The organism is Paraburkholderia unamae (genome assembly GCF_003268775.1).
Lineage (GTDB): Bacteria > Pseudomonadota > Gammaproteobacteria > Burkholderiales > Burkholderiaceae > Paraburkholderia > Paraburkholderia unamae.
This window is the reverse complement of record NZ_QLSU01000002.1, coordinates 111,140-136,352: the sequence shown is the minus strand read 5'-3', so window position 1 is coordinate 136,352 and position 25,213 is coordinate 111,140. Positions and strand designations below refer to the sequence as shown.

The 25,213-nt window shown below is 66.9% G+C and carries 22 protein-coding genes and 1 pseudogene; 20 read left to right on the top strand and 3 right to left on the bottom strand.

Annotated elements, in window-relative coordinates:
• Positions 1-118: 118 nt before the first annotated feature.
• On the top strand, positions 119-1,003 hold the full coding sequence (locus C7401_RS03220; RefSeq protein ID WP_112169917.1) for a glucosamine kinase nucleotide-binding domain-containing protein: 885 nt from the start codon (positions 119-121) through the stop codon (positions 1,001-1,003).
• Between the two features lie 171 nt (positions 1,004-1,174).
• Positions 1,175-1,996, top strand: a complete 822-nt coding sequence (locus C7401_RS03215; RefSeq protein WP_112169916.1) for a Cof-type HAD-IIB family hydrolase — start codon at positions 1,175-1,177, stop codon at positions 1,994-1,996.
• A gap of 87 nt (positions 1,997-2,083) precedes the next feature.
• On the opposite strand, the gene C7401_RS03210 is transcribed toward C7401_RS03215, so the two are convergent.
• Complete coding sequence (locus C7401_RS03210) at positions 2,084-2,692, bottom strand: histidine phosphatase family protein (protein ID WP_112169915.1); 609 nt, start codon at positions 2,690-2,692, stop codon at positions 2,084-2,086.
• Between the two features lie 333 nt (positions 2,693-3,025).
• Positions 3,026-3,772, bottom strand: a complete 747-nt coding sequence (gene aqpZ, locus C7401_RS03205) for an aquaporin Z (protein WP_112169914.1) — start codon at positions 3,770-3,772, stop codon at positions 3,026-3,028.
• A 287-nt stretch (positions 3,773-4,059) separates the two neighbouring features.
• Here aqpZ and C7401_RS03200 point away from each other — a divergent pair, with 287 nt between their 5' ends.
• Positions 4,060-4,356, top strand: a complete 297-nt coding sequence (locus tag C7401_RS03200; protein ID WP_112169913.1) for an H-NS histone family protein — start codon at positions 4,060-4,062, stop codon at positions 4,354-4,356.
• Positions 4,357-4,571: 215 nt separating this feature from the next.
• On the opposite strand, the gene C7401_RS03195 is transcribed toward C7401_RS03200, so the two are convergent.
• A complete protein-coding gene (locus tag C7401_RS03195; RefSeq protein ID WP_112169912.1) occupies positions 4,572-5,636 on the bottom strand; it encodes a glycosyltransferase family 4 protein in 1,065 nt (354 codons plus the stop codon).
• A gap of 549 nt (positions 5,637-6,185) precedes the next feature.
• Here C7401_RS03195 and flhD point away from each other — a divergent pair.
• The 17 genes and pseudogenes from flhD (at position 6,186) to flhA (ending at position 25,190) form a co-directional block, all read left to right on the top strand.
• Entirely contained in the window at positions 6,186-6,503 is a 318-nt protein-coding gene (gene flhD / locus C7401_RS03190) for a flagellar transcriptional regulator FlhD (RefSeq protein WP_112169911.1), read from the top strand.
• Between the two features lie 103 nt (positions 6,504-6,606).
• Complete coding sequence (gene flhC / locus C7401_RS03185) at positions 6,607-7,149, top strand: flagellar transcriptional regulator FlhC (protein ID WP_112169910.1); 543 nt, start codon at positions 6,607-6,609, stop codon at positions 7,147-7,149.
• A gap of 342 nt (positions 7,150-7,491) precedes the next feature.
• Positions 7,492-8,352 carry a flagellar motor stator protein MotA gene (motA, locus tag C7401_RS03180; RefSeq protein ID WP_112169909.1) on the top strand — a complete coding sequence of 287 codons (861 nt, stop codon included), beginning with the start codon at positions 7,492-7,494 and terminating at the stop codon, positions 8,350-8,352.
• Between the two features lie 10 nt (positions 8,353-8,362).
• Positions 8,363-9,517: a flagellar motor protein MotB gene (motB, locus tag C7401_RS03175; protein ID WP_112169908.1), complete on the top strand. Its 1,155-nt coding sequence runs from the start codon at positions 8,363-8,365 to the stop codon at positions 9,515-9,517.
• 13 nt (positions 9,518-9,530) lie between these two features.
• Positions 9,531-9,905, top strand: coding sequence for a response regulator (locus C7401_RS03170; RefSeq protein WP_112169907.1), 375 nt, complete (start codon positions 9,531-9,533; stop codon positions 9,903-9,905).
• Positions 9,906-9,951: 46 nt separating this feature from the next.
• Positions 9,952-12,285, top strand: coding sequence for a chemotaxis protein CheA (cheA, locus tag C7401_RS03165; protein WP_112169906.1), 2,334 nt, complete (start codon positions 9,952-9,954; stop codon positions 12,283-12,285).
• A gap of 58 nt (positions 12,286-12,343) precedes the next feature.
• Complete coding sequence (locus C7401_RS03160; protein WP_372460323.1) at positions 12,344-12,883, top strand: chemotaxis protein CheW; 540 nt, start codon at positions 12,344-12,346, stop codon at positions 12,881-12,883.
• Positions 12,884-13,059: 176 nt separating this feature from the next.
• Positions 13,060-14,901, top strand: coding sequence for a methyl-accepting chemotaxis protein (locus tag C7401_RS03155; RefSeq protein ID WP_112169905.1), 1,842 nt, complete (start codon positions 13,060-13,062; stop codon positions 14,899-14,901).
• 228 nt (positions 14,902-15,129) lie between these two features.
• Positions 15,130-16,092, top strand: a complete 963-nt coding sequence (locus C7401_RS03150) for a CheR family methyltransferase (protein WP_112169904.1) — start codon at positions 15,130-15,132, stop codon at positions 16,090-16,092.
• Positions 16,089-16,895: a chemoreceptor glutamine deamidase CheD gene (gene cheD, locus C7401_RS03145; RefSeq protein WP_112169903.1), complete on the top strand. Its 807-nt coding sequence runs from the start codon at positions 16,089-16,091 to the stop codon at positions 16,893-16,895. Before C7401_RS03150 ends, cheD begins: the two co-directional genes overlap by 4 nt.
• The gene (locus C7401_RS03140) at positions 16,892-18,022 is read left to right on the top strand and encodes a protein-glutamate methylesterase/protein-glutamine glutaminase (RefSeq protein ID WP_112169902.1); all 1,131 of its coding nucleotides are present in this window, start codon (positions 16,892-16,894) and stop codon (positions 18,020-18,022) included. Before cheD ends, C7401_RS03140 begins: the two co-directional genes overlap by 4 nt.
• Positions 18,023-18,152: 130 nt before the next feature.
• Entirely contained in the window at positions 18,153-18,548 is a 396-nt protein-coding gene (cheY, locus tag C7401_RS03135) for a chemotaxis response regulator CheY (protein WP_112169901.1), read from the top strand.
• An 82-nt stretch (positions 18,549-18,630) separates the two neighbouring features.
• Entirely contained in the window at positions 18,631-19,344 is a 714-nt protein-coding gene (gene cheZ, locus C7401_RS03130) for a protein phosphatase CheZ (protein ID WP_112170275.1), read from the top strand.
• A gap of 219 nt (positions 19,345-19,563) precedes the next feature.
• Complete coding sequence (locus C7401_RS03125) at positions 19,564-20,160, top strand: DUF2844 domain-containing protein (RefSeq protein ID WP_112169900.1); 597 nt, start codon at positions 19,564-19,566, stop codon at positions 20,158-20,160.
• A gap of 19 nt (positions 20,161-20,179) precedes the next feature.
• Positions 20,180-21,499 carry a DUF3443 domain-containing protein gene (locus C7401_RS03120; RefSeq protein WP_258396888.1) on the top strand — a complete coding sequence of 440 codons (1,320 nt, stop codon included), beginning with the start codon at positions 20,180-20,182 and terminating at the stop codon, positions 21,497-21,499.
• Between the two features lie 251 nt (positions 21,500-21,750).
• Positions 21,751-22,950 (top strand): annotated as a pseudogene (gene flhB, locus C7401_RS03115) (flagellar biosynthesis protein FlhB); the annotation flags it as partial.
• 140 nt (positions 22,951-23,090) lie between these two features.
• Positions 23,091-25,190, top strand: coding sequence for a flagellar biosynthesis protein FlhA (gene flhA, locus C7401_RS03110; RefSeq protein ID WP_112169897.1), 2,100 nt, complete (start codon positions 23,091-23,093; stop codon positions 25,188-25,190).
• Positions 25,191-25,213: the final 23 nt, after the last annotated feature.

Genomic DNA, 25,213 nt, shown 5'->3' with positions numbered 1-25,213 from the left:
CCGTTAGTCTCTGCGGCACGAAGCGATATTCAGCCCGGCCAGGGTCGCTTTTTGGCCTTCCCCTGGTTATCGGACCAATCGAACCCGACTCACGCGCGCGCGAGGCGCGGCAGACATCATGCAGAAATACACCTGGTTGATCGGCGTGGACGGTGGCGGCACCGGCACGCGCGTCGCGCTTGGCGACACGAACGGCGCTGAACTCGCGCGCGCCTCGGCGGGGCCGTCGGGGCTCGGGCTCGGCATCGAGCGCGCCTGGCAGTCGATCGAGGAAGCCTGCCGCGCGGCATTCGCGCAAGCGGGCCTCGCGTTCGACTGGTCGCAATGCGTGCTCGGTTGCGGGCTTGCGGGCGTGAACAATCCGGACTGGCAGGCGGCGTTTCGCGCCGCCGCGCCGCCGGTCGCCGGACTCGCCGTGGAGAGCGACGTCTACACCACGGTGCTCGGCGCGCATGCCGGGGCGCAGGGCGTGGCGGTTGCGCTCGGCACCGGCAGCATCGCGGCCGCGCTGGACGAGCACGGTCAGTGCCGCATAGCCGGCGGCTTCGGCTTTCCTTCGGGCGACGAAGCCAGCGGCGCGTGGTTCGGCCTGCGCGCAATCGCCTGGGCGCAGCAGGCGCTCGACGCGCGCGCGCCCATGGACGACTTCGCGCGGGCGCTGCTCGCGCACGTTCATGCGAGCGACCGCGAAAGCCTGATCGTGTGGCAATGCGCGGCCAACCAGACAGCCTACGCGAGCCTCGCGCCGGTCGTGCTCGCGCATCGCGAGCATCCGTTCGTCGCGAAGCTGCTGGCCGAGGCCGGCGTGGAGATCGCGAAGCTCATCACCGCGCTCGATCCGTCGGCCCGCTTGCCGGTGGCGTTGTCGGGCGGGCTTGGCCAGCCGTTGCGCGAATGGGTGCCGCAGGCCGTGCGCGATCGCCTGCGCGCCCCGTTCGCCGATTCCACCAGCGGCGCGCTGCGGCTCGCGCAACAGGAAGCCCGCAGGCTGGCGGGCGGCTAGTCGTCGCTTCTTTCAATCGTCGCTTCGCTTAAGGGTCGAATGCGATGCAATGCGAGGCCAATGCGCGGAGATCGGGTGGCGACACCGGCAACGCGCACGGCTCGTAGGTCAAGGGCAATGCCCCGCCGCAGATGCTACGATTCAGGGTTTCCCGCTAGCTGTCCGATCACCATGTACAAGGTCATTGCAACCGATCTCGACGGAACGCTGCTCAACAGCGACCATCAGGTCGATCCGTTCACGGTTGCCACGCTGGGCGCGCTCGACGCACAGGGTCTGCCGTTCGTCATCGCCACCGGCCGCCACTATTGCGACGTGGCCGGCATTCGCGACGTGCTGGGCATCCGCCCGTATCTGATCACCGCGAACGGCGCGCGCGTGCACGCACCCGACGACACGCTCATCCACGCAAGCAATCTGTCCGCGCCCGTCGTCGAGCGCCTCGTGGCGCCCGACACCGTTGGGGCGCATGGCCGCGTGATCGTGAGCATTTATACCGACGACGCGTGGCTCATCGACCGTCACGCGCCGGAACTGCTCGCGTACCACCAGGACTCGGGCTTCGAGTATCGTGTGGCGGATCTGCGCGCCTATGCGGGCGCGGGCATCGCCAAGGCGCTGTATATCGGCGAGCCGGCGGATCTCGCGCACGTCGCCCAGAATCTCGCGCGCGAGTTCGGCGACGCGCTCTATGTCACCTACTCGCTGCCCGATTGTCTCGAAGTGATGGTGGCCGGTGTGTCGAAGGGCCGCGCGCTGCGCGTGGTGCTCGAGCGGCTCGGCATGGATGCGACGGGCTGTGTCGCGTTCGGCGACAACATGAACGACATCGACCTGCTCGAAACGGCGGGCCATCCGTTCATGATGAACAACGCCAATCCCGATCTCGTCAAACGGCTGCCGTTGGTGCCGCGTATCGGCAATAACTTCGAGGCCGGTGTCGCCCATCACCTGCGCAAGCTGTTCGCGCTCAACGACGAAATCGCGTCCTGACAAGCGTAGCAAGCGTGACAAGCGGCAGATGCCACGCGAGGCGCGTCGTCATCGCGCCTGCGCTTTCTGCCTGAGCGTGCCTGCGCGCTACTGCGCGGCCGGCAGTTGTGCGCACGGGCAGTCGTCGGAGCGCCCGTCCAGCCCTTCGCGCTCGTGCGAGAAATGCGCGCGCGCAACGTTGCCGCTCCAGTCGATGCGAACCACGTAAATGCTGTCGAAGTCCGCGCTTTCCCAGCGCGGCACATCGTTTGCGTTGCCGCCGTGCGCGGCGACGACGCGCCGCACGAATGACTCGATTTCACGATGCTCCCAGGCGACGAGCACGGTACGCCCGCGCCACTGCGGATCGATGAACGCGGCTTGCAGCGAATCGATTTGCGAGTGGCCGTATGGCGTCTGGATCGGCATGCCGAACTGGATCGCGGTCGGCTCGATGGTGGCGAGCGGGCGCACGTAATAGTACGGACGACCGTTGTCGTTCTTCTGTTCGCCGGGGTCGGGCGCGTAGATGGCGTCCGGTTTGCCGTACTTGGCCGCGATCACCGCCGGCAGCGCAAGCGCGCGATTCAGGCCTTTGCAGTTCAGTTGGCCGAGTCCTTCCGCTGGCTTTTCGCCGTGCCTCACGAAAACGAGCGTCTCGATGTCGCGAGCCTGGCTCGTGCTGTTCGTACTGCTCGCGGCTTGTTGAGCGCGCACGGGTGCGGGAGTCGCCTCGCTTGTGCCACCCGCCTGCGGCAGCGGCGCGCAAGCGCAAAGCACTGCGCCAAGGCATGCGGCCAGCATCGAGGCGAGCGTCGGGGTAAGCCGGGACGGCCGGGTTCGTGAGCGCTTCATGCGGTGGCGAGGGAGTCGAGGTGGCGTACGATTGCAACAGGATGGAACTGTTGCCCGATTCTAGCAGTGCACCCGCAATGGGCATGCTGCACCCGCCAAGGCAAACGGGCGCCGCAGCGCCCGTTTGCCAATCCCTCTCCAGAATCCGGAAAATAGTCGAGCCAGGCTTCGCCCGGCTCGAACCGTCGCGACGCCTCAGGCAGCTTCGCGCACGGCAACGGTTGCGAGCGCTTCGCGCCGCCCCGCCACCGCCGGATACACGATGCCTGCGATGATCGCGCCGACGATCGGTGCGACCCAGAACAGCCACAGTTGCGAGATGGCCTCGCCGCCCACGAACAGCGCCGGGCCGGTGGAGCGCGCCGGATTCACCGAGGTGTTGGTGACCGGAATCGAGATCAGGTGGATCAGCGTGAGGCACAGGCCGATGGCGATCGGCGCGAAGCCGGCCGGCGCGCGCTTGTCGGTGGCGCCGAGGATCACGAACAGGAAGAAGGCGGTCATGACGACTTCGCAGACGAAGGCCGCGCCCATCGAATAGTGGCCCGGCGAGTGCTCGCCGTAGCCGTTGGTCGCGAAGCCGCTCGCCACGAGGTCGAAGCCCGGCTTGCCCGTGGCGATGAGCGAGAGCACGAACGCGCCGATGACCGCGCCCACCACCTGGGCGACGATATAGGGCACGAGGTCGCGCGCCGGGAAGCGGCCGGCCACCATGAGGCCGACGCTCACGGCGGGATTCAGATGGCAGCCCGAGATGTGGCCGATCGCAAACGCCATGGTGAGCACGGTCAGGCCGAACGCGAACGCCACGCCCACGAAGCCGATGCCGAGCCCATGAACCGGGCCCGCGAAATTGGCGGCGAGGACGGCGCTGCCGCAACCGCCGAGGACCAGCCAGAAAGTGCCGATGAGTTCGGCGGTGAGTCGTTTGGACAAGTGCATGGAGTGACACCTCGAAAAGTCGATTTTTGAAGGGGCCGCGAAAAGCACCGGCACCTGGAAATGCCAGATTCTAGGCAGTCGCCCTTTGGTGAGGTGTCAAGGATTGTCAATTTTGACGTAATTGAAGGAATTATTGCGATTGATGTACCTCGAATAGTTGTCGGAACGATAGAACGTTAAATCGTGGAATAACGTGATAAAGCAGTATTAATAGCGATTGCGAATTCCGTTATTTACGTCTAATCTCCGATCGAGTCGGTTAGACGGACAATGAAGGGGGGATAGAAATGTCGCAATATTCAGAACTCAAGGCGCAGATCGCGAGACTCCAGGCTCAGGCGGAAGATGCGCGGCGTACGGAGATCGCAGACGTCATCACCACGATTAGGGAGAAGATCGCCGAGTACGGTCTCTCCGCCCAGGACCTGGGGTTCGCCGAGGCCGCGCGTCGCGGGCGTCCGCCGAAGAAGGCGCCGCTGCCCCCGCGCTATCAGGATCCCAAGACCGGCGCGACCTGGAGCGGGCGCGGCAAGCCGCCCAAGTGGATCGCGGGCAAGAACCGCGAGCGCTACCTGATCGCCTGACGCGCGCACGCGCCGGCGCATGCTGGAGAGCGTCGCAAAGACGCCGGAAAGCACGATGGCGCCCCAGCGGCGCCATCGCAATTCCAATAAAAGAGCCGCATGATCCATGCGGCTCTTTTTTTCACCTCGGGCGTAATTACGCTATTCGATCTGACGCAAACGATTCACGCCGCACATTTGTCTGGATTTATCTCGAAAGTCGCACGCGATCGTATTCAGCCTGCGGCCACACGGCGCAGTACCGGACGCTGTGCGGCTTCGTTGAGCGCGGTATAAGTGTCGACATAATTGCGCGCCATGATGTGCGAAGTGAATCGGCTTTCGAATTGAGTGCGAATCGCTTCGCGTGAAAGCGAATCGATATTCTGGAGCGCAGCCACCGCGCTTTGCACGTCCTCGACGATATAGCCGGTTACACCCTGGTCGATCACTTCGGGCACCGAACCGCGGTTGAAGGCGATCACCGGCGTGCCGCACGCCATCGCTTCGATCATCACGAGGCCGAACGGCTCCGACCAGTCGATCGGGAACAGCAGCGCTTTCGCGCCCGAGAGGAACGCGGGCTTCTGCTCCTCGTTGATCTCGCCGACGAACTCCACGTGCGCCTGCGAGAGCAGCGGCTCGATCTCGGTCTTGAAGTATTCCTGGTCGACCTTGTCGACCTTGGCGGCGATCTTCAGCGGCAGGCCCGACAGCGCGGCGATGCGAATGGCCGTGTCCACGCGCTTTTCCGGGCAGATGCGGCCGAGGAACGCGAGGTACTCGGGCTTGCGGTCGGTTTGCGGCGTGAGCAGATTCTTCGGCAGGCCGTGATAGATCGTGTTCTGCCACGCGGCCTGCGGCAGCGGCTGGCGCTGCGAGTCCGAAATCGAGATCACCGGGGCGTTCGGGAACTGCTCGAACACCGGTTGCAGCTCGGGCAGGTCGAGACGGCCGTGCAGCGTCGTCACGAACGGCGAGTCCATGGTCGAGAACAGCGGGAACGGCAGGTAATCGAGGTGGAAGTGCAGCACGTCGAACTCGTGCGCGACGCGGCGCACCCGCTCCAGCAGGACCATGTGCGGCGCCAGCGCGTCGCGCACGGTCGGGTCGAGGCGCAACGCGCGCGGCCAGGCGGCTTCGAGATTTGCCGAAGTGACCGAATCGCCGCTGGCGAACAGCGTCACGTCGTGGCCGAGGTCGACCAGCGCTTCGGTCAGGTAGGACACGACGCGCTCGGTACCGCCATAAAGCTTGGGCGGAACGGCTTCGTAAAGTGGCGCAATTTGTGCGATTCGCATTCTTCGATCTCCATGGGCATTGGCCGCGTGTGCAATAACGGGATGCGGCACTGCGGCGGATACAGCGCTATCGGGTTATCCCTGAGTCCGATTATGGCCATTTTGCTGGGCGACACACGCGCTTTTGCAAACGCTTAATGTTGTTACAGCGGGATACAGCGCGTGTAAAAGGCCATTGCAAAGCGTGACGCGGCATGGCCGCGCGATGCGCAAGCGCCGTGCCCGGATGGCGGGTATGCTGTGCGAATATGTCGCAGGAATGAAAAATCCTGTAATCTACAGACAATTGAGCGGCTTATGCTCATGACATGACGCACCCCGCGCCCCGCCGCTTCTCCTCGCCTCTTGTCAGAAAAATTCCTACACGCTTGCGAAAGTTTTTCTCGCAACGCGTCGCGGCATCCGTCCGATTTCCATTTGTTCCCGCCCCAGCCACAATGCGAGCACGACCATAAACAGGCCGTTTGGCTGCACGCGTATGCATCCGGACGAGCAAACGTTTTCCGCAGGCGGATTGACCAGCCGCCGCGTTTTGATTCGGGGGAATCCATGAGCGCGACGACGCACAGCGACATGCTGGGTGAGATCAAGGAAGTCAATCTGTCGTATTTGTTGCTCGCGCAACGGCTTTTGCGCGAGGACAAGCCGACCGGCATGTTCCGCATGGGCATTTCGGAGCAGTCCGCTGAAGTGCTCGCGAATCTCTCTTTCGCGCAAACCGTCCGTCTTGCGGCATCGAACCAGTTGCTTTGCCGCTTCCGTTTCGACGACCACGCGATCTTGAGCGCGCTTGCCGACAAGGGCAAAACCGCGCTGACCCATACGGCCATCATCATGGCCGGCCAGGACATCGAGCAGATCGGCTGATCCAGCCCCGCGCCGCAGCGCGCGGCAGCGCATCGCACTCGAGCGGCCCGCCAGGCGGCCGCCGGGGCCGAGCGCATTCCTTTGCGGCTTCCAACGGGTGTCTATGGCGACCAAGAGTGTGGTTCAGGAGGTGAAGGAGATCGCTCTGGCGATCGAGCTGATCGAGCTGGGGGCGCGTCTGCAACTGCTCGAAGCGGAGACCTCGCTCTCGCGCGACCGGCTCATCCGGCTTTACAAGGAAGTGAAGGGCGAATCGCCGCCCAAGGGCATGCTGCCGTTTTCGACAGACTGGTTCATGACCTGGCAGCCCAACGTCCATTCCTCGCTGTTTTACAACACGTTCCTGTTCATGAGCGGACAGGCGCATTGCGAGCCCATTCACGCCATCGTGAAGAGCTACCGGCTCTACCTCGAGCACCTGCGGCTGCATGACGAAACGCCCGCGCTGAGCCTCACGCGCGCCTGGACGCTCGTGCGCTATTTCGCCTCGGGCCTGTTGCAGATGACGCCGTGCAGCCGCTGCGGCGGGCGCTATGTGGCCCATGCGCACGATCCGCAGCGCGGCTTCGTGTGCGGGTTGTGCCAGCCGCCTTCGCGGGCGGGCCGCACCCGGCGCAACGCGCTCGCTGCGCAGATCGCGGCCTGATGTTGGCTTGATGGTGGGCTGACGGTGGCCTGATTCCGGCGAGCGGGCCGGCGGATCCGGATAAACCCGGCCTGCGTGCCGCCGCCGAGCCGGGCTCGCCGCGCGTATCGGCGTGTCGGTGCGAACCCAGGCTGTGCAACGCCCGGCGAATCGGCCCCAAATCTGTTCTGCCCTTTCCGTGGGCATCCTGTCACTGGCAAACAAGCCACAAACAACGCGCGGGCCACCGCACCGGCGGTCCGCACTCACCCAATCCCAAAGTTTTTCGCGCCGATGCCGTAAACCCAGCTAAGGGCGCGGGCCGACGGCGGTTCGCGGCGCATTTCTAGTGAGGACCCGGCAGTGCTGATTATCGTGGGAACACTCGTGACGATCTTGTCCGTCTTCGGCGGCTACGCATTGGAAGGCGGCCATCTGGGCGCCCTGATGCAGCCCATGGAGCTGCTCATGATCGGCGGAGCGGGCGTTGGCGCCTTTGTCCTCGGCAACGGCATCAAGACGATCAAGGCCACGCTGCGCGTTCTTCCGGCGCTGTTCAAGGGCGCCAAGTACAACAAGGACGTGTACATGGAGCTGCTCGCACTGCTCTATGTCCTGCTCGCCAAGGCGCGCAAGGAAGGCACGCTCACGCTGGAAGCTGATATCGACGATCCGCAGAAGAGCCCGATCTTCACGCAGTACCCGAAGATCCTGGCCGACCACCACATCGTCGAATTCCTCACCGACTACCTGCGTCTCATGGTGGGCGGCAACATGAACGCCTTCGAGATCGAAAGCCTCATGGACGAGGAAATCGAAACGCACCACGCCGAAGGCGAAGCGCCTGCGCACGCGCTCTCGAAGGTGGGCGACGCGATGCCGGCGTTCGGTATCGTCGCGGCCGTGATGGGCGTCGTGCACACCATGGCTTCCGCCGACAAGCCGCCCGCGGTCCTCGGCGAGATGATCGCCCAGGCGCTGGTGGGCACCTTCCTCGGCATTCTGCTTTCGTATGGCCTGATCGGCCCGCTCGCGAGCCTCGCGGAGCAGCGCGTGACCGAGTCGACCAAGATGTTCCAGTGCATCAAGGTGACGATCCTCGCGAGCCTGAACGGCTATGCCCCGGCGATCGCCGTGGAGTTCGGCCGCAAGGTGCTGTTCTCGACCGAGCGCCCGTCGTTCACGGAGCTCGAAGAGCACGTGCGCCGCGTGAAGGCGAAGTAAGGATCCGGCCATGAGCAACAACAAGGACCGCGCGATCGTCGTCAAGCGCGCCGCGCCGAAGAAGGCGGGCCACCACGGCGGCGCCTGGAAGCTCGCCTACGCGGACTTCATGACCGCGATGATGGCGTTCTTCCTGCTGATGTGGCTGCTTTCGTCGGCCTCGACGGTGCAGTTGCGCGGGATTGCCGACTACTTCAACCAGCCGCTGAAGATCACGCTCTGGGGCGGCGACCGCAGCGCCGAAGACTCGAGCATCCTCAAGGGCGGCGGCCGCGACATTTCCTCGCCGGAGCAGGGCATCACGCGCCGCAGCGACGGCGCGACCGAGCGCTCGGAGCGCACCCAGTCGAAGCACAACGACGACGACGCCACCAAGCAGCTCGAAGGCTCGCTCGAACGCAAGGAGCAGGTGCGCCTGCACGACCTGCAAGTGAAGCTGATGGCGGCGATCGAGGCGAATCCCGTGCTGCGCCAGTTCAAGCAGCAGATCCGCATCGACTCCACGTTGCAGGGCCTGCGCATCGAGATCGTCGACTCGCAGAAGCGGCCGATGTTCGCCACGGCGCGCGACGTGGTCGAGCCGTACATGCGCGACATCTTGCAGGCGATCGGCAAGACGCTCAACGACGTGCCCAACCGTATCGTCGTGCAGGGCCACACCGACGCCGTGCCCTACGCGGGCGGCGAGAAGGGCTATAGCAACTGGGAGCTTTCCGCCGACCGCGCGAACGCCTCGCGCCGCGAGCTGATCGCCGGCGGCATGGACGAATCGAAGGTGTTGCGCGTGCTCGGTCTGGCTTCGACGCAGAACCTGAACAAGGCCGATCCGCTCGACCCGGAGAACCGCCGCATCAGCATCATCGTGTTGAACAGGAAGTCCGAAGACGCGCTCATGCACGACGACTCGACCACCACCACGCTCTCCGACGACGCGGCGGGCTCGGGCAAGAGCCTGCCCGCGCTCACGCCCGACCTGGTGCCGGGCAAGGCCGCGCCGGCTCCGGTGCGGGTCGCGCCTGGGCTTCCGCCTTTGCTTTCGCCCTCGACGGCGCAGGCGACGACGCCGAAGGTCGTGACGAAGGCGGAGCCGGTGACGGCCACGGCTGCGCAAGCGGCGCCCGGCGTGACGCCGCCCCCGGCGGCGGCGTCAACAGAAGCGCAATGACAACGAGGAACGGATGATCAGGAACATTCTGGCGATCGACGATTCGGTGTCCATGCGGGAGATCCTGCGTGCGGCGCTGGGTTCGGCCGGCTACGCGGTGACGGTGGCGAGCGACGGCGAGGAAGGGCTCGAGCATGCGCTCGCCCAGCGCTTCGACCTCGTGCTCACCGACCTTTACATGCCGCGCATGGGCGGACTCGACCTGATCAAGCAGTTGCGGGCGAATCCTTCGTACCTCGCGACGCCCATCCTCGTGCTGACCACGGAATCGGACGAAGGCTTCAAGGCAGCCGTACGCGACGCAGGCGCGACCGGCTGGATCGAAAAACCGGTTGACCCCGAGCTGCTCGTCGATCTGGCGAGCGCGCTCGGCGAGGCCAACCCATGAGGCGCGGCGCGCCTGCCAACCCGGCATTTTTCGCGGTGAAAGAGCAATGACTCTCGACATCACTCAGTTCTATCAGACGTTCTTCGACGAGGCGGACGAGCTGCTCGCGCAGATGGAGCAGCTTCTCCTGAACCTGGACGTCGGTCGCCCGGATCCCGAGGATCTGGCCGCGATCTTCCGCGCGGCCCATTCGATCAAGGGCGGCGCGGCGACGTTCGGCTTCACGGCCCTGACCGAGACGACCCACATTCTCGAATCGCTGCTCGACCGCGCGCGCAACAACGAACTCGTGCTGCGCAAGGACATGATCGACACGTTCCTCGAAACGAAGGACGTGCTTTCCGACCAGCTCGGCGCGTACCGCGCGAGCGCCGAGCCCGACGCGGCGGCGGCCGCCGCCGTGCGCGGCAAGCTCGAGCGGCTCTACGCGGAAAGCCGTGGCCTGCCCGCGCCCGAAGCCGCTCCGGCTCCCGTGGCCGCCGTTGCTCCCGTAGCCGCACCCGCACCGGCCGCGCAAGCGAGCGCCGCCGATTCGGAAGAAGACCTCGAAGCCGCCTTCGAAGCGCACAGCACGCTCACCGCGGGGGCGTCAGGCGCGCCCGAGCACGTCGTGAACGAGGCGATCGACGCCGCCGGCGCGAGCGCTCAGGTGGGTGACGCAGCGGACGGCGCAGCGGGTGGCGAAGGGCCGCACCTGCGCATCACGCTGCGCGCCGTCGACGCGAAGGATCAGGAGCTGCTCGTCGAGGAGCTCGGCAATCTCGGCCGGATTCTCGGCCAGGTGAAGACCGGCGACGACCTCACGCTGTGGCTCGAAACCGATGTGCCGTCCGACGACATCATCGCGGTGTGCTGCTTCGTGATCGACGAGAAGCAGATCTCGATCGGCCGGGGCGCCGCGCCCCAGGACGACGCGCAACCGGCCGCCGAAGCCGCGCCCGCAGCAGCAGAGGTACACGCACCCGCGCCCGCAGCGCCCGCGGCTCCGGTCGCCGCAGCGGCTCCCGCGCCGGTTGCCGCCGCGAGCGCACCCGCCGCAGCGGTTGTGCCGGCAGCGAGCGCCGCGCCTCACGCCGACCACGACGCGCCGCGCGCCGCCGCGAGTGCGCCCGCGCATGCCGAAGGCGAGCGCAAGGCGCGTCCGGCCGCCGCCGCCGCATCGGCGGAAGGCAGCTCGATTCGCGTGGGCGTGGAGAAGGTCGATCAACTGATCAACCTCGTGGGCGAACTGGTCATCACGCAGGCCATGCTCGCGGAAACCACCAGCACCTTCGACCCGGCCCTGCACGACCGCCTCTTCAACGGCATGGCGCAGCTCGAACGCAACGCGCGCGACTTGCAGGAAGCGGTGATGTCGATCCGCATGATGCCGATGGATTACGTGTTCAGCCGCTTCCCGCGTCTCGTGCGCGACCTGGCCTCGAAGCTCGGCAAGGAAGTGGAGCTCGTCACGTTCGGTCAGGCGACCGAGCTCGACAAGAGCCTGATCGAGCGCATCATCGACCCGCTCACCCACCTCGTGCGCAACTCGCTCGACCACGGCATCGAAACCGTGGAGGCGCGCCGCGCCGCGGGCAAGGACGGCACGGGCCAGCTCGTGCTTTCCGCCGCGCACCACGGCGGCAACATTGTGATCGAGGTGAGCGACGACGGCGCGGGCCTGCGCCGCGACAAGATTCTCGCCAAGGCGATCAAGCAGGGCATGCAGGTGAGCGAGAGCATGAGCGACGACGAGGTGTGGAACCTCATCTTCATGCCGGGCTTCTCGACCGCCGAGCAGGTCACCGACGTTTCCGGCCGCGGCGTGGGCATGGACGTGGTCAAGCGCAACATCCAGTCGATGGGCGGCCACGTGGAGATCACCTCGCACGCGGGCAAGGGCACCACCACGCGCATCGTGCTGCCGCTCACGCTGGCGATTCTCGACGGCATGTCGGTGAAGGTCGGCGAAGAGATCTTCATCTTGCCGCTGAACTTCGTGATGGAGTCGCTCCAGCCGCGCCACGAAGACATCTACACGGTCACCAATGGCGACCGCGTGGTGCGCGTGCGCGGCGAGTACCTGCCGCTGGTGGCGCTGCACAAGGCGTTCAACGTGGAAGGCGCGCGCACGGACCCGACGCAAGGCATCGTCACCATCATGGAAACCGAGGGCCGTCGCTTCGCCATGCTGATCGACGAGCTGGTCGGCCAGCAGCAGGTCGTGGTGAAGAACCTCGAAACGAACTACCGCAAGGTGCACGGCATTTCGGCGGCGACCATCCTCGGCGACGGCAGCGTCGCGCTGATCGTCGACGTGGCCGCGCTCAATCGCGAAACACGCGCCTCGCACGGAGTGAGCGCCAGCGCAAATTCGGGTGCGTTCGCCGAATTCGCGTAAGACGTTGTGAAGTCCGGACGCACTCAACCCATCATCTCCCAACCGTTCAGGGGCTAACGTGGCAGAAGTCCAATCGATTCAAGGCGGCGGCGCGCAAAGCGCGGCGCTCGCCGGCGCGCAACGCCGCGACGCGCAGCAGGCCGACGCAGGTGGTCAGGAATTCCTCGTCTTCACCCTCGGCGCGGAAGAGTACGGCATCGACATCCTGAAGGTGCAGGAAATCCGCGGCTACGACAGCGTGACGCGCATCGCGAACGCGCCCGATTTCATCAAGGGCGTCATTAACCTGCGCGGCATCATCGTGCCGATCGTCGACATGCGCATCAAGTTCCATCTGGGCCGCGTCGAGTACGACCACCAGACGGTCGTCATCATCCTGAACGTCGCGCATCGCGTGGTCGGCATGGTGGTGGACGGCGTCTCAGACGTGCTCACGCTGCAAACAGAGCAGATCATGCCCGCGCCCGAGTTCGGCGCGACGCTCACGACCGAGTACCTCACGGGTCTCGGCACCGTGGAAGGCCGCATGCTGATCCTGATGGACATCGAAAAGCTGATGACGAGCCGCGAAATGGCATTGATCGAGGCGCTGGTCTAACGCGTCGCGACACAAACCGGGGGGGCCGCGAGGCCAGCGTGAGAGAGAGCGGACAAGCCGCCGCAAAGAAGCGGCAAGCCGCCTTCGTTCTCGCGCGCGCCGAGTGCCTGGGCTGCGAAGCCGCCGCGCCCGGTCCGGTGAGCCGCCCCGTTTCGCACAGGACAGGAGCAAACGAGATGCTGCAAAAATGGTCGATCCGCACGACGCTCACGGGCGTCGGGGTCATTCTGGTTGCGCTGACCGTGCTGGTCGGCGGGCTCGGGCTGTTCGCGCTCGACCGCGCGACCGACGCGCTCGGCACGATGGCGCGCGGCGATCTCGTCGCGATGCGTGCGCTCAACGACACGTCGTCGTATCTGCTGCGCTCGCGCGTCGCGATCGACCGCGCGAGCGCGCTCACGGCGGCGGGCCAGGCCGACGACGCGAAGAAGGCGATCGATCGCGCCGAGCAACTGCTCGGCAAGTCCAACGAAGCGTGGCAGGCGTTCCAGGGCGCACCCAAGGGCGGCCTCGACGCCGCCGTGCTCGACTCGCTCGCGGCCAAACGCGCGACGCTGCTGCAAGACGGCGTCCAGCCCGAATTCGCGGCCTTGCGCGCGAACGACCAGGCGGCCTATCACGCGATCGCCGACACGAAGATCAGCCCGATGTTCGTGGACTACGACAGCGTCTCCGCGCCGCTCGCCCAGTCGCTCCAGGACGGCGCGCAGGCCCGCGAGGCGAATGCGCGCGAGAAGATCGGCGTGATGCGCGTGCTGATCGGCGCCGTGATCGTGCTGGCGCTCGTGCTCGTGGTGGTGATCCGCTTCGCCATGCGCGGCCTGATCGTGCAGCCGCTCGCCGACGCCGTGACGTGCTTCGAGCGCATCGCCCAGGGCGATCTCTCGCAGCCGGTCGTCGTCGACAGCAACAACGAGATCGGGCGGTTGTTCGGCGGCATCAAGCGCATGCAGGAAAGCCTCGTCACGCTCGTGAGCGCGGTGAACACGGGCGCAAGCTCGATCGACGTGGGCGCGCGCGAGATCGCGATGGGCAACACCGATCTTTCGCAGCGCACCGAGCAGCAGGCCGCCTCGCTCCAGGAAACGGCTTCGAGCATGGAGCAGCTCACCGGCACCGTGCGTCAGAACGCCGAGAACGCGCGCCAGGCGAGCCAGCTCGCCGTGAACGCCTCGGACATCGCGACGCGCGGCGGCGAGGTGGTCGGCGAAGTCGTGAGCACGATGCAGGACATCGCCGTGAGTTCGGCGAAGGTCGTGGACATCATCAGCGTGATCGAGGGCATTGCGTTCCAGACCAACATCCTCGCCCTGAATGCCGCCGTGGAAGCGGCGCGCGCGGGCGAGCAGGGCCGCGGCTTCGCGGTGGTGGCGGGCGAAGTGCGCAGCCTCGCGCAGCGCAGCGCGAGCGCGGCGAAGGAAATCAAGGAACTCATCAACGATTCGGCGCAGAAGGTGCAAAGCGGCTCGCAACTGGTGGGCCGCGCCGGCACGACGATGGAAGACATCCTTCAGGCCGTGCGCCGCGTGACCGACATCATGGGTGAGATCAGCGCGGCGTCCGAGGAACAATCGGGCGGCATCGAGCAGGTCAACCGCGCGGTCACGCAGATGGACACCGTCACGCAGCAGAACGCCGCGCTCGTCGAGCAGGCGGCCGCCGCCGCGGCGTCGCTCGAAGAGCAGACGCGCCAGCTGCAAGGCGTGCTCGGCACGTGGCGCACGGGCGGCGCGCAGGCGCGCGGCATGGGCGCCGGTGCGAGCCCGGCGCGGGTGACGCCGGCGAGCCTGCCGGTGGCCAAGGCTAAACGCACGATGTCTTCGGTGGCTTCGGCGGCGCCGAGGTCGCCGGCCGTCAGTGCGCCGGCAGCGGTCGAGGCGGCCGCGCAGTCGACGCCGCAAGCGGCGGCGAAACCCGCGGCAAAGGCGCCGGCGAGACCGGCCGCCACGGCGCGCGCGGAGTCGCACGTGAGCCCGGTGGCCTCCGCCACGGACGATTCGGACTGGGAAACGTTCTGATCGAACGCGGCATGAAAGCGTAGTGAAGCACTGAACACGACGAGCAACTGCAATGCACATGAGCGCTACACAACGGCATGACCTGCCGCGCACCGCCCGCCGGGCTACGTGCGCGGCGCGGGTCGCCCATGCGCCGCACGCATTGCAAGCGGGCGGGCGCGGCGAACGGGTGACGTTCGCCACGGCCGTCCATGCAGCGGGCGGCGCGCAATGCGAAGGAGCACGAGCATGAAAGCGCTGCGATTGTCGCGCCACGACGCGGGCGAGCCCGCGCGCGGCGCGTCGCCCGGCACGGGCGGCGGCGGTGGCGAAACCGGCCGCGATTTCGAGTTCACCTCGGCGGACTTCGAACGCATTCGCGCGCTGATTCACCGCCGCGCGGGCATCTCGCTTTCGGACCACAAGCGCGATATGGCGTACAGCCGGCTTGCCCGGCGCCTGCGCGCGCTCGGCCTCGACAGCTTTCGCGACTACCTCGACCAGCTCGAAGCGCGCAACGACGCGAGCGAATGGGAGGCGTTCACCAACGCGCTCACCACCAACCTCACGGCGTTCTTTCGCGAGGCGCATCACTTCCCGATCCTCGCGGACTTCGTGAAACGCCGCACCCAGCCGGTTTCGGTATGGTGCTCGGCGGCCTCGACGGGCGAGGAGCCTTACTCGATCGCGATGACGCTCATCGAAGCGCTCGGCGATCGCGCCGCGCGCGAGGCGCGCGTGCTCGCCACCGACCTCGACACCCAGGTGCTCGCCAAGGCCGAAGCGGGCGTGTACGCCTACGACCAGGTGAAGCATCTCTCGCCCGAGCGCCTCAAGCGCTTCTTCTTCAAGGGCACCGGCTCCCACGCCGGGCTCGTGAAGGTGCGCCCCGAGCTGCGCGCGATGATCAAGTTCGAGCAGCTCAACCTCACCGACGCGGACTACGGATTGCGCACGACCTTCGACGCGATCTTCTGCCGCAACGTGATGATCTACTTCGACAAGCCGACCCAGGCGCAGGTGCTTACGCGCTTCGAGCCGCTCATGAAGCCGGACGGCCTGCTGTTCGCGGGCCACTCGGAGAACTTCACCTACGTCACGCAGGCCTTCCGCCTGCGCGGCCAGACCGTGTACGAACTCACGCGCGGCCGCGCCGCCGACGCCGCGCAGGCGCCGCGCCGCGCCAGCGATTCGCTTGGAGTGCCAGCATGAGCGGCCGCCTCCCGATCGCGACGAATCGCTATTTCGATACGCACTTCCAGCGCCCCGGCGTGAAGCTGCTGCCCAACGAGTTCTACACGACGAGCGAAGACATGGTGCTCGTGACCGTGCTTGGCTCGTGCGTGGCCGCCTGCATTCAGGACCGCACCGCCGGCATTGGCGGCATGAACCACTTCATGCTGCCCGACGACGGCGCGGACTCCGCCCATGCGCTCACCGCCGCTTCCGACTCGATGCGCTACGGCGCGTACGCGATGGAAGTGCTCATCAACGAGCTCATCAAGGCGGGCGGCCGCCGCGAGCGCTTCGAAGCCAAGGTGTTTGGCGGCGCGGCCGTGCTGGCGGGCATGACGACGATGAACATCGGCGATCGCAACGCCGCGTTCGTGCGCCGCTATCTCGCGACCGAAAATATCCGCATCGTGGCCGAGGACCTGCAAGGCTCGCACCCGCGCAAAGTGGCGTTCCTGCCGCGCACGGGCCAGGTGATGGTCAAGAAGCTGCGCCTGTCGCAGGACGCGAGCGTGGCCGAGCGCGAGCAGCAACTCGCCGCGCAAACCGCCGAAGCGCGCGCGGAGCGGCTCGCGCGTGCGCGGGCGCGCGTCGAGCTGTTCGGCGTGGGCAGCGCCGCGCGCGCAGGCGCGGGCGCGGTTTCGCAAGCCACGCCGGCACAACCGAATTTCCAATCCCAGCCGCAGCCCGCGCGCCCCCGTATCGAGCTGTTCGGCTCGGGCGGAGCGTCGGCGCTGCGCGCATCCGGTCAAGACAACGCCAGGACAGTAGAGGAGGCGTGAACGCTGTGCAAAAAATCAAGGTTCTCTGCGTCGACGATTCGGCGCTGATCCGTAGTCTGATGACGGAAATCATCAACAGCCAGCCCGACATGACGGTCGTCGCGACAGCGCCGGATCCGCTCGTCGCGCGCGAGCTGATCAAGCAGCACAACCCCGACGTGCTCACGCTCGACGTGGAAATGCCGCGCATGGACGGCCTCGACTTCCTCGAGAAGTTGATGCGCCTGCGCCCCATGCCGGTCGTGATGGTGTCGTCGCTCACCGAGCGCGGCAACGAAATCACGCTGCGCGCGCTCGAACTCGGCGCGGTCGACTTCGTGACCAAGCCGAAGGTCGGCATTCGCGACGGCATGCTCGAATACTCGGAAAAGCTCGCCGACAAGGTGCGCGCCGCCGCGCGCGCGCGCGTGCGCGCCCACCACGCGCCGAGCGCGCCGGCAGCGAGCGCGGCCGCGCATGCGCCGGGCGCCCACGGCCACGCCGCCGCACCTGCGGCGAGCCCGGCGCCGATGATCAACAACCCGCTCGTCTCGACCGAGAAGCTCATCATCGTCGGCGCGTCGACGGGCGGCACCGAGGCGATTCGCGAAGTGCTCCAGCCGCTGCCGCCCGACGCGCCGGCGGTCCTGATCGCGCAGCACATGCCGCCCGGGTTCACCAAGTCGTTCGCGCAGCGCCTGAACGGGCTGTGCCGCATCACCGTCAAGGAAGCGGAGCACGGCGAACGCGTGCTGCCCGGCCATGCCTATATCGCGCCGGGCCACGCCCACCTCTTGCTCGCGCGCAGCGGGGCGAACTACATCGCGAATCTGTCCGACGACCCGCCGGTGAACCGGCATCGTCCGTCGGTTGACGTGCTGTTTCGCTCGGCGGCGCTGCACGCGGGCAAGAACGCCATCGGCGTGATTCTCACGGGCATGGGCCGCGACGGCGCGGCCGGGCTGCTCGAAATGCGCCGCGCCGGCGCGTTCACGCTCGCGCAGGACGAGGCGAGCTGCATCGTGTTCGGCATGCCGCGCGAGGCGATTGCGCTCGGCGCCGCCGACGAAATCGCTTCGCTCTCCGATATGAGCCGACGCGTGATGACCCGTCTTGCCTCGATGGGCGAGCGGGTTCAGCGCGTTTGATGAACAACCGATATAGAGATATCGTGCCGGCAGTTCGCGCTTGCACGATCGCTCACGATTAATTTATCTGGATAGGCACTGCGCTTCTCTGGATAATTGCCCGGGTTTTCGCCTGGAGGAATGGAACGAGATGGATAAGGGAATGAAGATTCTGGTGGTGGACGACTTTCCGACGATGCGCCGGATCGTCCGCAACCTGCTCAAGGAACTGGGCTACTCGAACGTCGACGAAGCCGAAGACGGCGCAGCGGGCCTCGCGCGCCTGCGCGGCGGCAACTACGACTTCGTGATTTCCGACTGGAACATGCCGAACCTCGACGGTCTCGCCATGCTCAAGGAAATCCGCGCCGACGCGAACCTCACGCATCTGCCGGTGCTGATGGTGACGGCCGAGTCGAAGAAGGAGAACATCATCGCGGCGGCGCAGGCCGGTGCGAGCGGCTATGTGGTCAAGCCGTTCACGGCCGCCACGCTCGACGAGAAGCTCAACAAGATTCTCGAGAAGATGGCCAAGACGGGGAGCTGACGTGAACGAGCCCATCAGTGCGCAATCCGACGCTCATCGCAATGAGTCGCCGGAAGCCGAGCGCGCCGCGCAGGTCGCCGAGCTGGCGGAGCTCGCTGCGCTCGCCGCCGCCGCGCCCGCCGCAGGCGAGGCGGGCGAGCTCGCGACGGACCGCATCCTCGCGCGCATCGGCCAGCTCACGCGCAGCCTGCGCGACTCGATGCGCGAGCTCGGTCTCGACAAGCATGTCGAGCGCGCCGCCGAGGCGGTGCCCGACGCGCGCGACCGCTTGCGCTACGTCGCGAACATGACCGAGCAGGCCGCGGAGCGCGTGCTGTCGTCGATCGACATCGCCAAGCCGCTGCAAGAGACGCTCGAACGCGACGCGAAGGAGCTGTCGAGCCGCTGGGCGACGTGGTACGACGCGCCGATCGGCCGCGAGGAAGTGCGCCAGTTGATGGGCGACACGCGCGCCTTTCTGGAAGGCGTGCCGCAGGCGACCACGGCCACCAACCAGCAGTTGCTCGAAATCATGCTCGCGCAGGACTTCCAGGACCTGACGGGGCAGGTGATCAAGAAGATCATGGATGTGGTCTACCTGATCGAGCAGCAGTTGCTCACCGTGCTGGTCGAGAACATCGCGCCCGAACGGCGCGAGCAGTTCGCGGCGACGGCGGCGGCGCTTGCCGAAACGCAGAGCAGCACCGGCAGTCCCGAAGGGCTGCTCAACGGCCCGCAGATCAATCCGGAAGGCAAGACCGACGTCGTGCAGGACCAGGCGCAGGTCGACGATCTGCTCGCCAGCCTCGGTTTTTGAGCGCTAACAAACCATTGGCCGTTTGGCCAACTGTCGCTTGTCATTCAGGGCGGGCATACTACTGCTCATTCGCTCGTGCCCTGCCGCGACGCCCGTCGCGGCGGTGCAACGAAGCGTAGCCGGCCGTTGCCCAGTCCCGCTGCTTCGCCCCGCCGCGACGTGTGTCCGCGGCCCGACAGCGCATGGCGCAACGCGCCATCGAAAGAGGGAGGAGCCGCCGTGTACCCGCACACCCCGTTTTCCGGCACCGCCGCGCGCGCCAGCACGCGCCGCGCCGCGCTTGCCTGCGCGCTCGGCGCAGCGCTTGTCACCACGCTGCTCGCGGCGCGCCCGGCGTGCGCCGCACTGGGCGGCGCGCCGATGACCACGCCCGCGGGCGCGACCACCAGCACGCTTTCCGCCGCTTCGGCCGCGGCTGCGCAAGGCAACGCGTCCGCCGTCGCCCGCCAGGCCGTGCAAAGCGCGGCTTCCAGTGCTTCAAGCGCTTCGAGTGCGTCCTCCGCCTACACCGTCCAGCAAACCACGCTCGCCAACGGCACCGTTGTGCGCGAGTACCTCACGCAGGCGGGCACCGTGTTCGGCGTCGCGTGGAGCGGCCCGCAGCCGCCCGATCTCGCCACGCTGCTAGGCAGCTACTTTCCCCAATACACGGCCGGCGTGAAGGCGAGTCACGCGGCCGGCCTCGTGCGCGGACCGGGCGTGGTCGAAAACTCGAACGTCGTCGTGCATTCGGGCGGCCACATGGGCGCCTTCTCCGGTCAGGCGTGGTTGCCGCAGGCGCTGCCTGCCGGCGTCAGCGCCACCGATATCCAATGACGAGCGGAGGCCCAACGTGCTGACATCACGCAACCCCCGCAGCGTTTGCTGGCTGCGCCCTTTCCGGTTCCTTTCGATCGTCGCTCTGGTTTCGCTCATCGCCGCCTGCGGAGGCGGGGGCGGCAGTGGCGGCAGCACCAGTAGCAGTACGGGCGGCAATAGCGGCAACAGTGGCAACAGCGGTAGCAGCGGCGGCGGCTCGCCGTCCGCGAGCCCCAACCAGCAGCCCACCGCGGCCACCGCCGCGAATACGGTGCCGGTGACGGTGAATAGCGGGCTGACCGGCTCGCTGCCGAACATTCCCACCGTGAGCGTCACGGTGTGCGTGGCGGGCACGAGCAACTGCCAGACCGTCAACAACGTGCAGGTGGACACGGCGTCGTTCGGCCTGCGCCTGCTCGCGTCGTCGCTGCCGGCGTCGTTCGTGAACGCGCTGCCCGTGGCCGCCGCCGGCAACGGCAGCACGCTCGCCGAGTGCACGGCCTTCGCCGACGGCTATACATGGGGGACCGTGCGCTCCGCCGACGTCAAGCTCAGCGGCGAAACCGCCTCGGCCATTCCGATCCAGTTGATCGGCGACCTCGCGTCCAGGACGGTGCCCACGGCCTGCGCGAACTTCGGGGCCGCGCAGAACACCGTGCAGGACCTGGGCGCAAACGGCATTCTCGGCATCGGCGTTGCACCCCATGATTGCGGCTCGGCCTGCACCGTCGCGGCGAACAGCAGCTACTACGCCTGCCCGTCGGGCGCGAACTGCGCCAAAACGGCGGTCACCCTCGCGCAGCAGGTGGCCAACCCCGTGCCGCACTTCGCCACCGACAACAACGGCGTGATCTTGCAGATGGCGCCCGTGTCCGACAGCGGCGCGCCAAGCGCCACCGGCACGCTCGTGTTCGGCATCGGCACGCAGTCGAACAACGCGATGAGCGCCTCGCAAACCTTCGCCACCGACTCGTGGGGCAACCTGAGCGCGACCTTCAACGGCCGCACGCTCCAGGCCTTCCTCGACTCGGGCTCGAACGCGTTCTTCTTCGCCGACAGCGGGCTTGCGCAGTGCGGCGGCAACCTTGGCACGTTCTACTGCCCGTCCACCACGCAGGGTTTCAGCGCAACGCTCATCCCCAATGGCTCGGGCGCGTCGGGCACCGCGAGCTTCAACATCGCCAACGCGAACACGCTGATCGGCAACGGCCAGAACTACGCGGCCAACAACCTGGGCGGGCAGTTCGGCTCGTCGGCAAGCCTCGACCTGGGGCTGCCGTTCTTCTATGGCCGCTATGTCTACTACGGTCAGGACATGACCGCGAGCGGCGGCAAGGCGCCCTTCGTCGCCTTCTGACGCCTGGCTCACACGGCGTGAGGCAAGGCGGGCGGCTTCGGCCCGCCCGCCTCGAGCCTTGAGCGCGGCGCGCGCCATCGCTCGCCCGCAGTGATGGCACCCCGTTTCCATCCACCGAAATACCCCGGTTTCCCCGCCTTACTCCGTCAATCAGTGCCTGGCTTGCGCGGCAATAATCGCTCTCACTGAAAAAGGGCGCGCGCCAGCCGCGCAGCCGCGACGAGCGGCGCGTGCCCGCGACCGGAGCATGCGTGGCTGAGGACAGCGACCTCGAGAAAACCGAATCCGCCACTCCCAAGCGCATCGGCAAGGCGCGGGAGGAGGGGCAGGTTCCGCGTTCCCGGGAGCTTTCCACGTTCGCGCTGCTCTCGGCGGGCTTCTATGGCGCGTGGATGCTTTCGGGCACCATCAGCGAGCACTTGCAGGCCATGATGCGCGGCGCGTTCACGTTCAACCACGCGGGCGCGTTCGAAACGCGGCGCATGCTGATCGGCGCGGGCGTGGCCGCGCGCGAAGGTCTCATGGCGCTCTTGCCGGTGCTCGCGCTCACGGGCATCGCCGCGCTGCTCGCGCCCATGGCGCTCGGCGGCTGGCTCATCTCGACGAAGGCGCTTCAGCCGAACTTCGGCCGGCTCAACCCGATATCGGGCCTCGGGCGCATTTTCTCCGTGAACGGTCCGATCCAGCTCGGCATGTCGCTCGCCAAAACGCTGGTGGTGGGCGTGATCGGCGGCTCCGCGCTGTGGGTCCGGCGCGACGAGATCCTCGGGCTCGCCATGCAGCCCGCGTCGCGCGCGTTTGCCGACTCCATGCATCTGATCGCGGTTTGCTGCGGCACGACCGTGGCCGGCATGTTCGTGGTGGCCGCGCTCGACGTGCCGTATCAGCTCTGGTCGTACTACCGCAAGCTGCGCATGACCAAGGAAGAGGTCAAGCGCGAGCACCGCGAGAACGAGGGCGACCCGCACGTGAAGGGCCGCATTCGCCAGCAGCAGCGCGCCATCGCCCGCCGCCGCATGATGACCCAGGTGCCCAAGGCCGACGTGGTGGTGACCAACCCGACGCACTTCGCGGTCGCGATCAAGTACGCCGACGGCGAGATGCGCGCGCCCAAGGTGGTCGCCAAGGGCGTGAACCTCGTGGCCACGCGCATTCGCGAGCTCGCCACCGAGCACAACGTGCCGCTGCTCGAAGCACCGCCGCTCGCTCGCGCGCTCTATTACAACGTCGACCTCAACCGCGAAATTCCGGGACCGCTCTACGGCGCGGTCGCGCAGGTGCTCGCGTGGGTCTACCAGCTCAAGCGCTTTCGCGAACATGGCGGCGACGTGCCGATGGCGCCGACCGACCTCGACGTGCCGCCCGAACTCGACAAGGGCGCGATGAGCGCGGAAGACGAAGCCGAGGAAGCCGACGACGCGCTCACGCCCGAGGAGCGCGCCGCGGCAGCCAACCGCACGAATAGCGCAAACGCCGCGAACGCGGCGAATGCGGCAAACACCGCGAATGCAGGCAACGCGGCCAACGCATCGAACACCGCCGGTCGCGCCGATACCAATGCGCCGCGCGACGGCACTGAAGGAGCAACAGAATGAACGCCCGCACCGGTTTCCTCGCGCGGCGCCCGGAGATGCTGCAAAGCACGAATCTGCGCGCGCTGGCGGGACCGATCCTGATCTGCATGATCCTCGGCATGATGATCCTGCCGTTGCCGCCGTTCCTGCTGGATCTGCTGTTCACGTTCAACATCGCGCTTTCGGTGATGGTGCTGCTCGTCAGCATGTACACCACGAAGCCGCTCGACTTCGCGGCCTTCCCGAGCGTGCTGCTGTTCTCCACGCTGCTGCGGCTTTCGCTGAACGTGGCCTCCACGCGTATCGTGCTGCTCGATGGGCACTCGGGGCCGGGGGCGGCGGGCCAGGTGATCGAGTCGTTCGGCCACTTCCTCGTGGGCGGCAATTTCGCCGTGGGTATCGTGGTGTTCGTGATCCTCATGGTCATCAACTTCATGGTGATCACGAAGGGCGCGGGCCGTATCGCCGAAGTGTCCGCGCGCTTCACGCTCGACGCGATGCCCGGCAAGCAGATGGCGATCGACGCCGACCTGAACGCGGGCCTCATCAACGAGGACGCCGCGCGCAAGCGCCGTAGCGAAATCTCCCAGGAAGCCGAGTTCTACGGTTCGATGGACGGCGCGAGCAAGTTCGTGCGCGGCGACGCCATCGCGGGCCTGCTCATCATGGTGATCAACATCGTGGGCGGGCTGATCGTGGGCGTCGTGCAGCACGGCATGCCGCTCGCCTCGGCGGGCGAGACCTATACGCTGCTCACCATCGGTGACGGTCTGGTCGCGCAGATTCCTTCGCTCGTCATCTCCACCGCGGCGGGCGTGATCGTCTCGCGCGTGGCGACCAACGAGGACATCGGCACGCAGCTCACCAGCCAGCTCTTCACGAACCCGCGCGTGCTGATGATCACGGGCACGATCATCGTCATCATGGGCCTGATTCCGGGCATGCCGCACTTCGCGTTTCTGCTGCTCGGCGGCGGCGCGATCCAGCTTGGCCGGGTGATGAAGAAGAAGACCGAAGCGAAGAACGCGAGCGCCGTGATCGCCGACGCCGTGCCGGCCGCCCTCACGCCGACGGAAAGCGCCGAGGCGACCTGGGACGACGTGGCGCTCATCGACACGCTCGGCCTCGAAGTGGGTTACCGCATCATTCCGCTCGTCGACAAGAACACCGATGGCGAGCTGCTCAAGCGCATCAAGAGCATCCGCAAGAAGTTCGCGCAGGAAATCGGCTTCCTGCCGCCTGTCATCCATATTCGCGACAACCTGGAGCTGCGCCCGAACGCCTACCGCATTGCGCTCAAGGGCGTGGAAGTGGGCACGGGCGAGGCGTATCCGGGCCAGTGGCTCGCGATCAACCCGGGCCAGGTGAGCGCGGTGCTGCCGGGCACGCCGACCACGGACCCGGCGTTCGGCCTGCCTGCCGTGTGGATCGATTCGAACGTGCGCGAACAGGCGCAGGTGTTCGGCTATACCGTGGTCGATTCGAGCACGGTCGTGGCGACGCACCTGAACCACCTCGTCGTGATGCACGCCGCCGAGCTGCTCGGGCGGCGCGAGGTGCAGGCGCTGCTCGAACGCGTGCAGAAGGACACGCCCTCGCTCGTGGACGACCTCGTGCCGAAGGTGCTGCCGGTCACGACGCTGCAAAAGGTCTTGCAGAACCTGCTGGAAGAAGGCGTGCCGATTCGCGACATGCGCACGATCATGGAGTCGCTCGCGGAGCACACGCCGCGCCTGAGCGACGCGCACGATCTCACGGCGGTGGTGCGCATCTCGCTTGGCCGCGCGATCACGCAGCAATGGTTCCCCGGCAACGCGGACATGCAGGTGATGGGCCTCGACGCGAACCTGGAGCGCGTGCTGTCGCAAACGCTCACCTCGGGTCCGAACCCAGGCCTCGAACCCGGCCTCGCGCACACGCTGCTCACGCAGACCGAGCAGGCGATGGGGCGTCAGCAGGCGCTGGGCCTCGCGCCCGTGATGCTCGTGCAGCACGCGCTGCGGCCGATGCTCTCGCGCTTCCTGCGCCGCAGCCTGCCGCAGCTCAAGGTGCTGTCGTACGCCGAAGTGCCGGACACGCGCAATGTGAAGGTGGTGAATGTGATTGGAGGGAATTGAGGCGCTGGCGTTCGACGGGCAAG

Excerpts from the sequence above, each read along its gene's own strand:
- C7401_RS03215 (WP_112169916.1), top strand. The coding sequence starts at position 1,175 with ATGTACAAGGTCATTGCAACCGATCTCGACGGAACGCTGCTCAACAGC.
- C7401_RS03155 (WP_112169905.1), top strand. The coding sequence starts at position 13,060 with ATGCTGCAAAAATGGTCGATCCGCACGACGCTCACGGGCGTCGGGGTC.
- cheA (WP_112169906.1), top strand. The coding sequence starts at position 9,952 with ATGACTCTCGACATCACTCAGTTCTATCAGACGTTCTTCGACGAGGCG.
- C7401_RS03150 (WP_112169904.1), top strand. The coding sequence starts at position 15,130 with ATGAAAGCGCTGCGATTGTCGCGCCACGACGCGGGCGAGCCCGCGCGC.
- flhD (WP_112169911.1), top strand. The coding sequence starts at position 6,186 with ATGAGCGCGACGACGCACAGCGACATGCTGGGTGAGATCAAGGAAGTC.
- aqpZ (WP_112169914.1), bottom strand. The coding sequence starts at position 3,772 with ATGCACTTGTCCAAACGACTCACCGCCGAACTCATCGGCACTTTCTGG.
- cheY (WP_112169901.1), top strand. The coding sequence starts at position 18,153 with ATGGATAAGGGAATGAAGATTCTGGTGGTGGACGACTTTCCGACGATG.
- cheD (WP_112169903.1), top strand. The coding sequence starts at position 16,089 with ATGAGCGGCCGCCTCCCGATCGCGACGAATCGCTATTTCGATACGCAC.
- C7401_RS03195 (WP_112169912.1), bottom strand. The coding sequence starts at position 5,636 with ATGCGAATCGCACAAATTGCGCCACTTTACGAAGCCGTTCCGCCCAAG.
- C7401_RS03220 (WP_112169917.1), top strand. The coding sequence starts at position 119 with ATGCAGAAATACACCTGGTTGATCGGCGTGGACGGTGGCGGCACCGGC.
- C7401_RS03170 (WP_112169907.1), top strand. The coding sequence starts at position 9,531 with ATGATCAGGAACATTCTGGCGATCGACGATTCGGTGTCCATGCGGGAG.
- C7401_RS03200 (WP_112169913.1), top strand. The coding sequence starts at position 4,060 with ATGTCGCAATATTCAGAACTCAAGGCGCAGATCGCGAGACTCCAGGCT.
- motB (WP_112169908.1), top strand. The coding sequence starts at position 8,363 with ATGAGCAACAACAAGGACCGCGCGATCGTCGTCAAGCGCGCCGCGCCG.
- flhA (WP_112169897.1), top strand. The coding sequence starts at position 23,091 with ATGAACGCCCGCACCGGTTTCCTCGCGCGGCGCCCGGAGATGCTGCAA.
- flhC (WP_112169910.1), top strand. The coding sequence starts at position 6,607 with ATGGCGACCAAGAGTGTGGTTCAGGAGGTGAAGGAGATCGCTCTGGCG.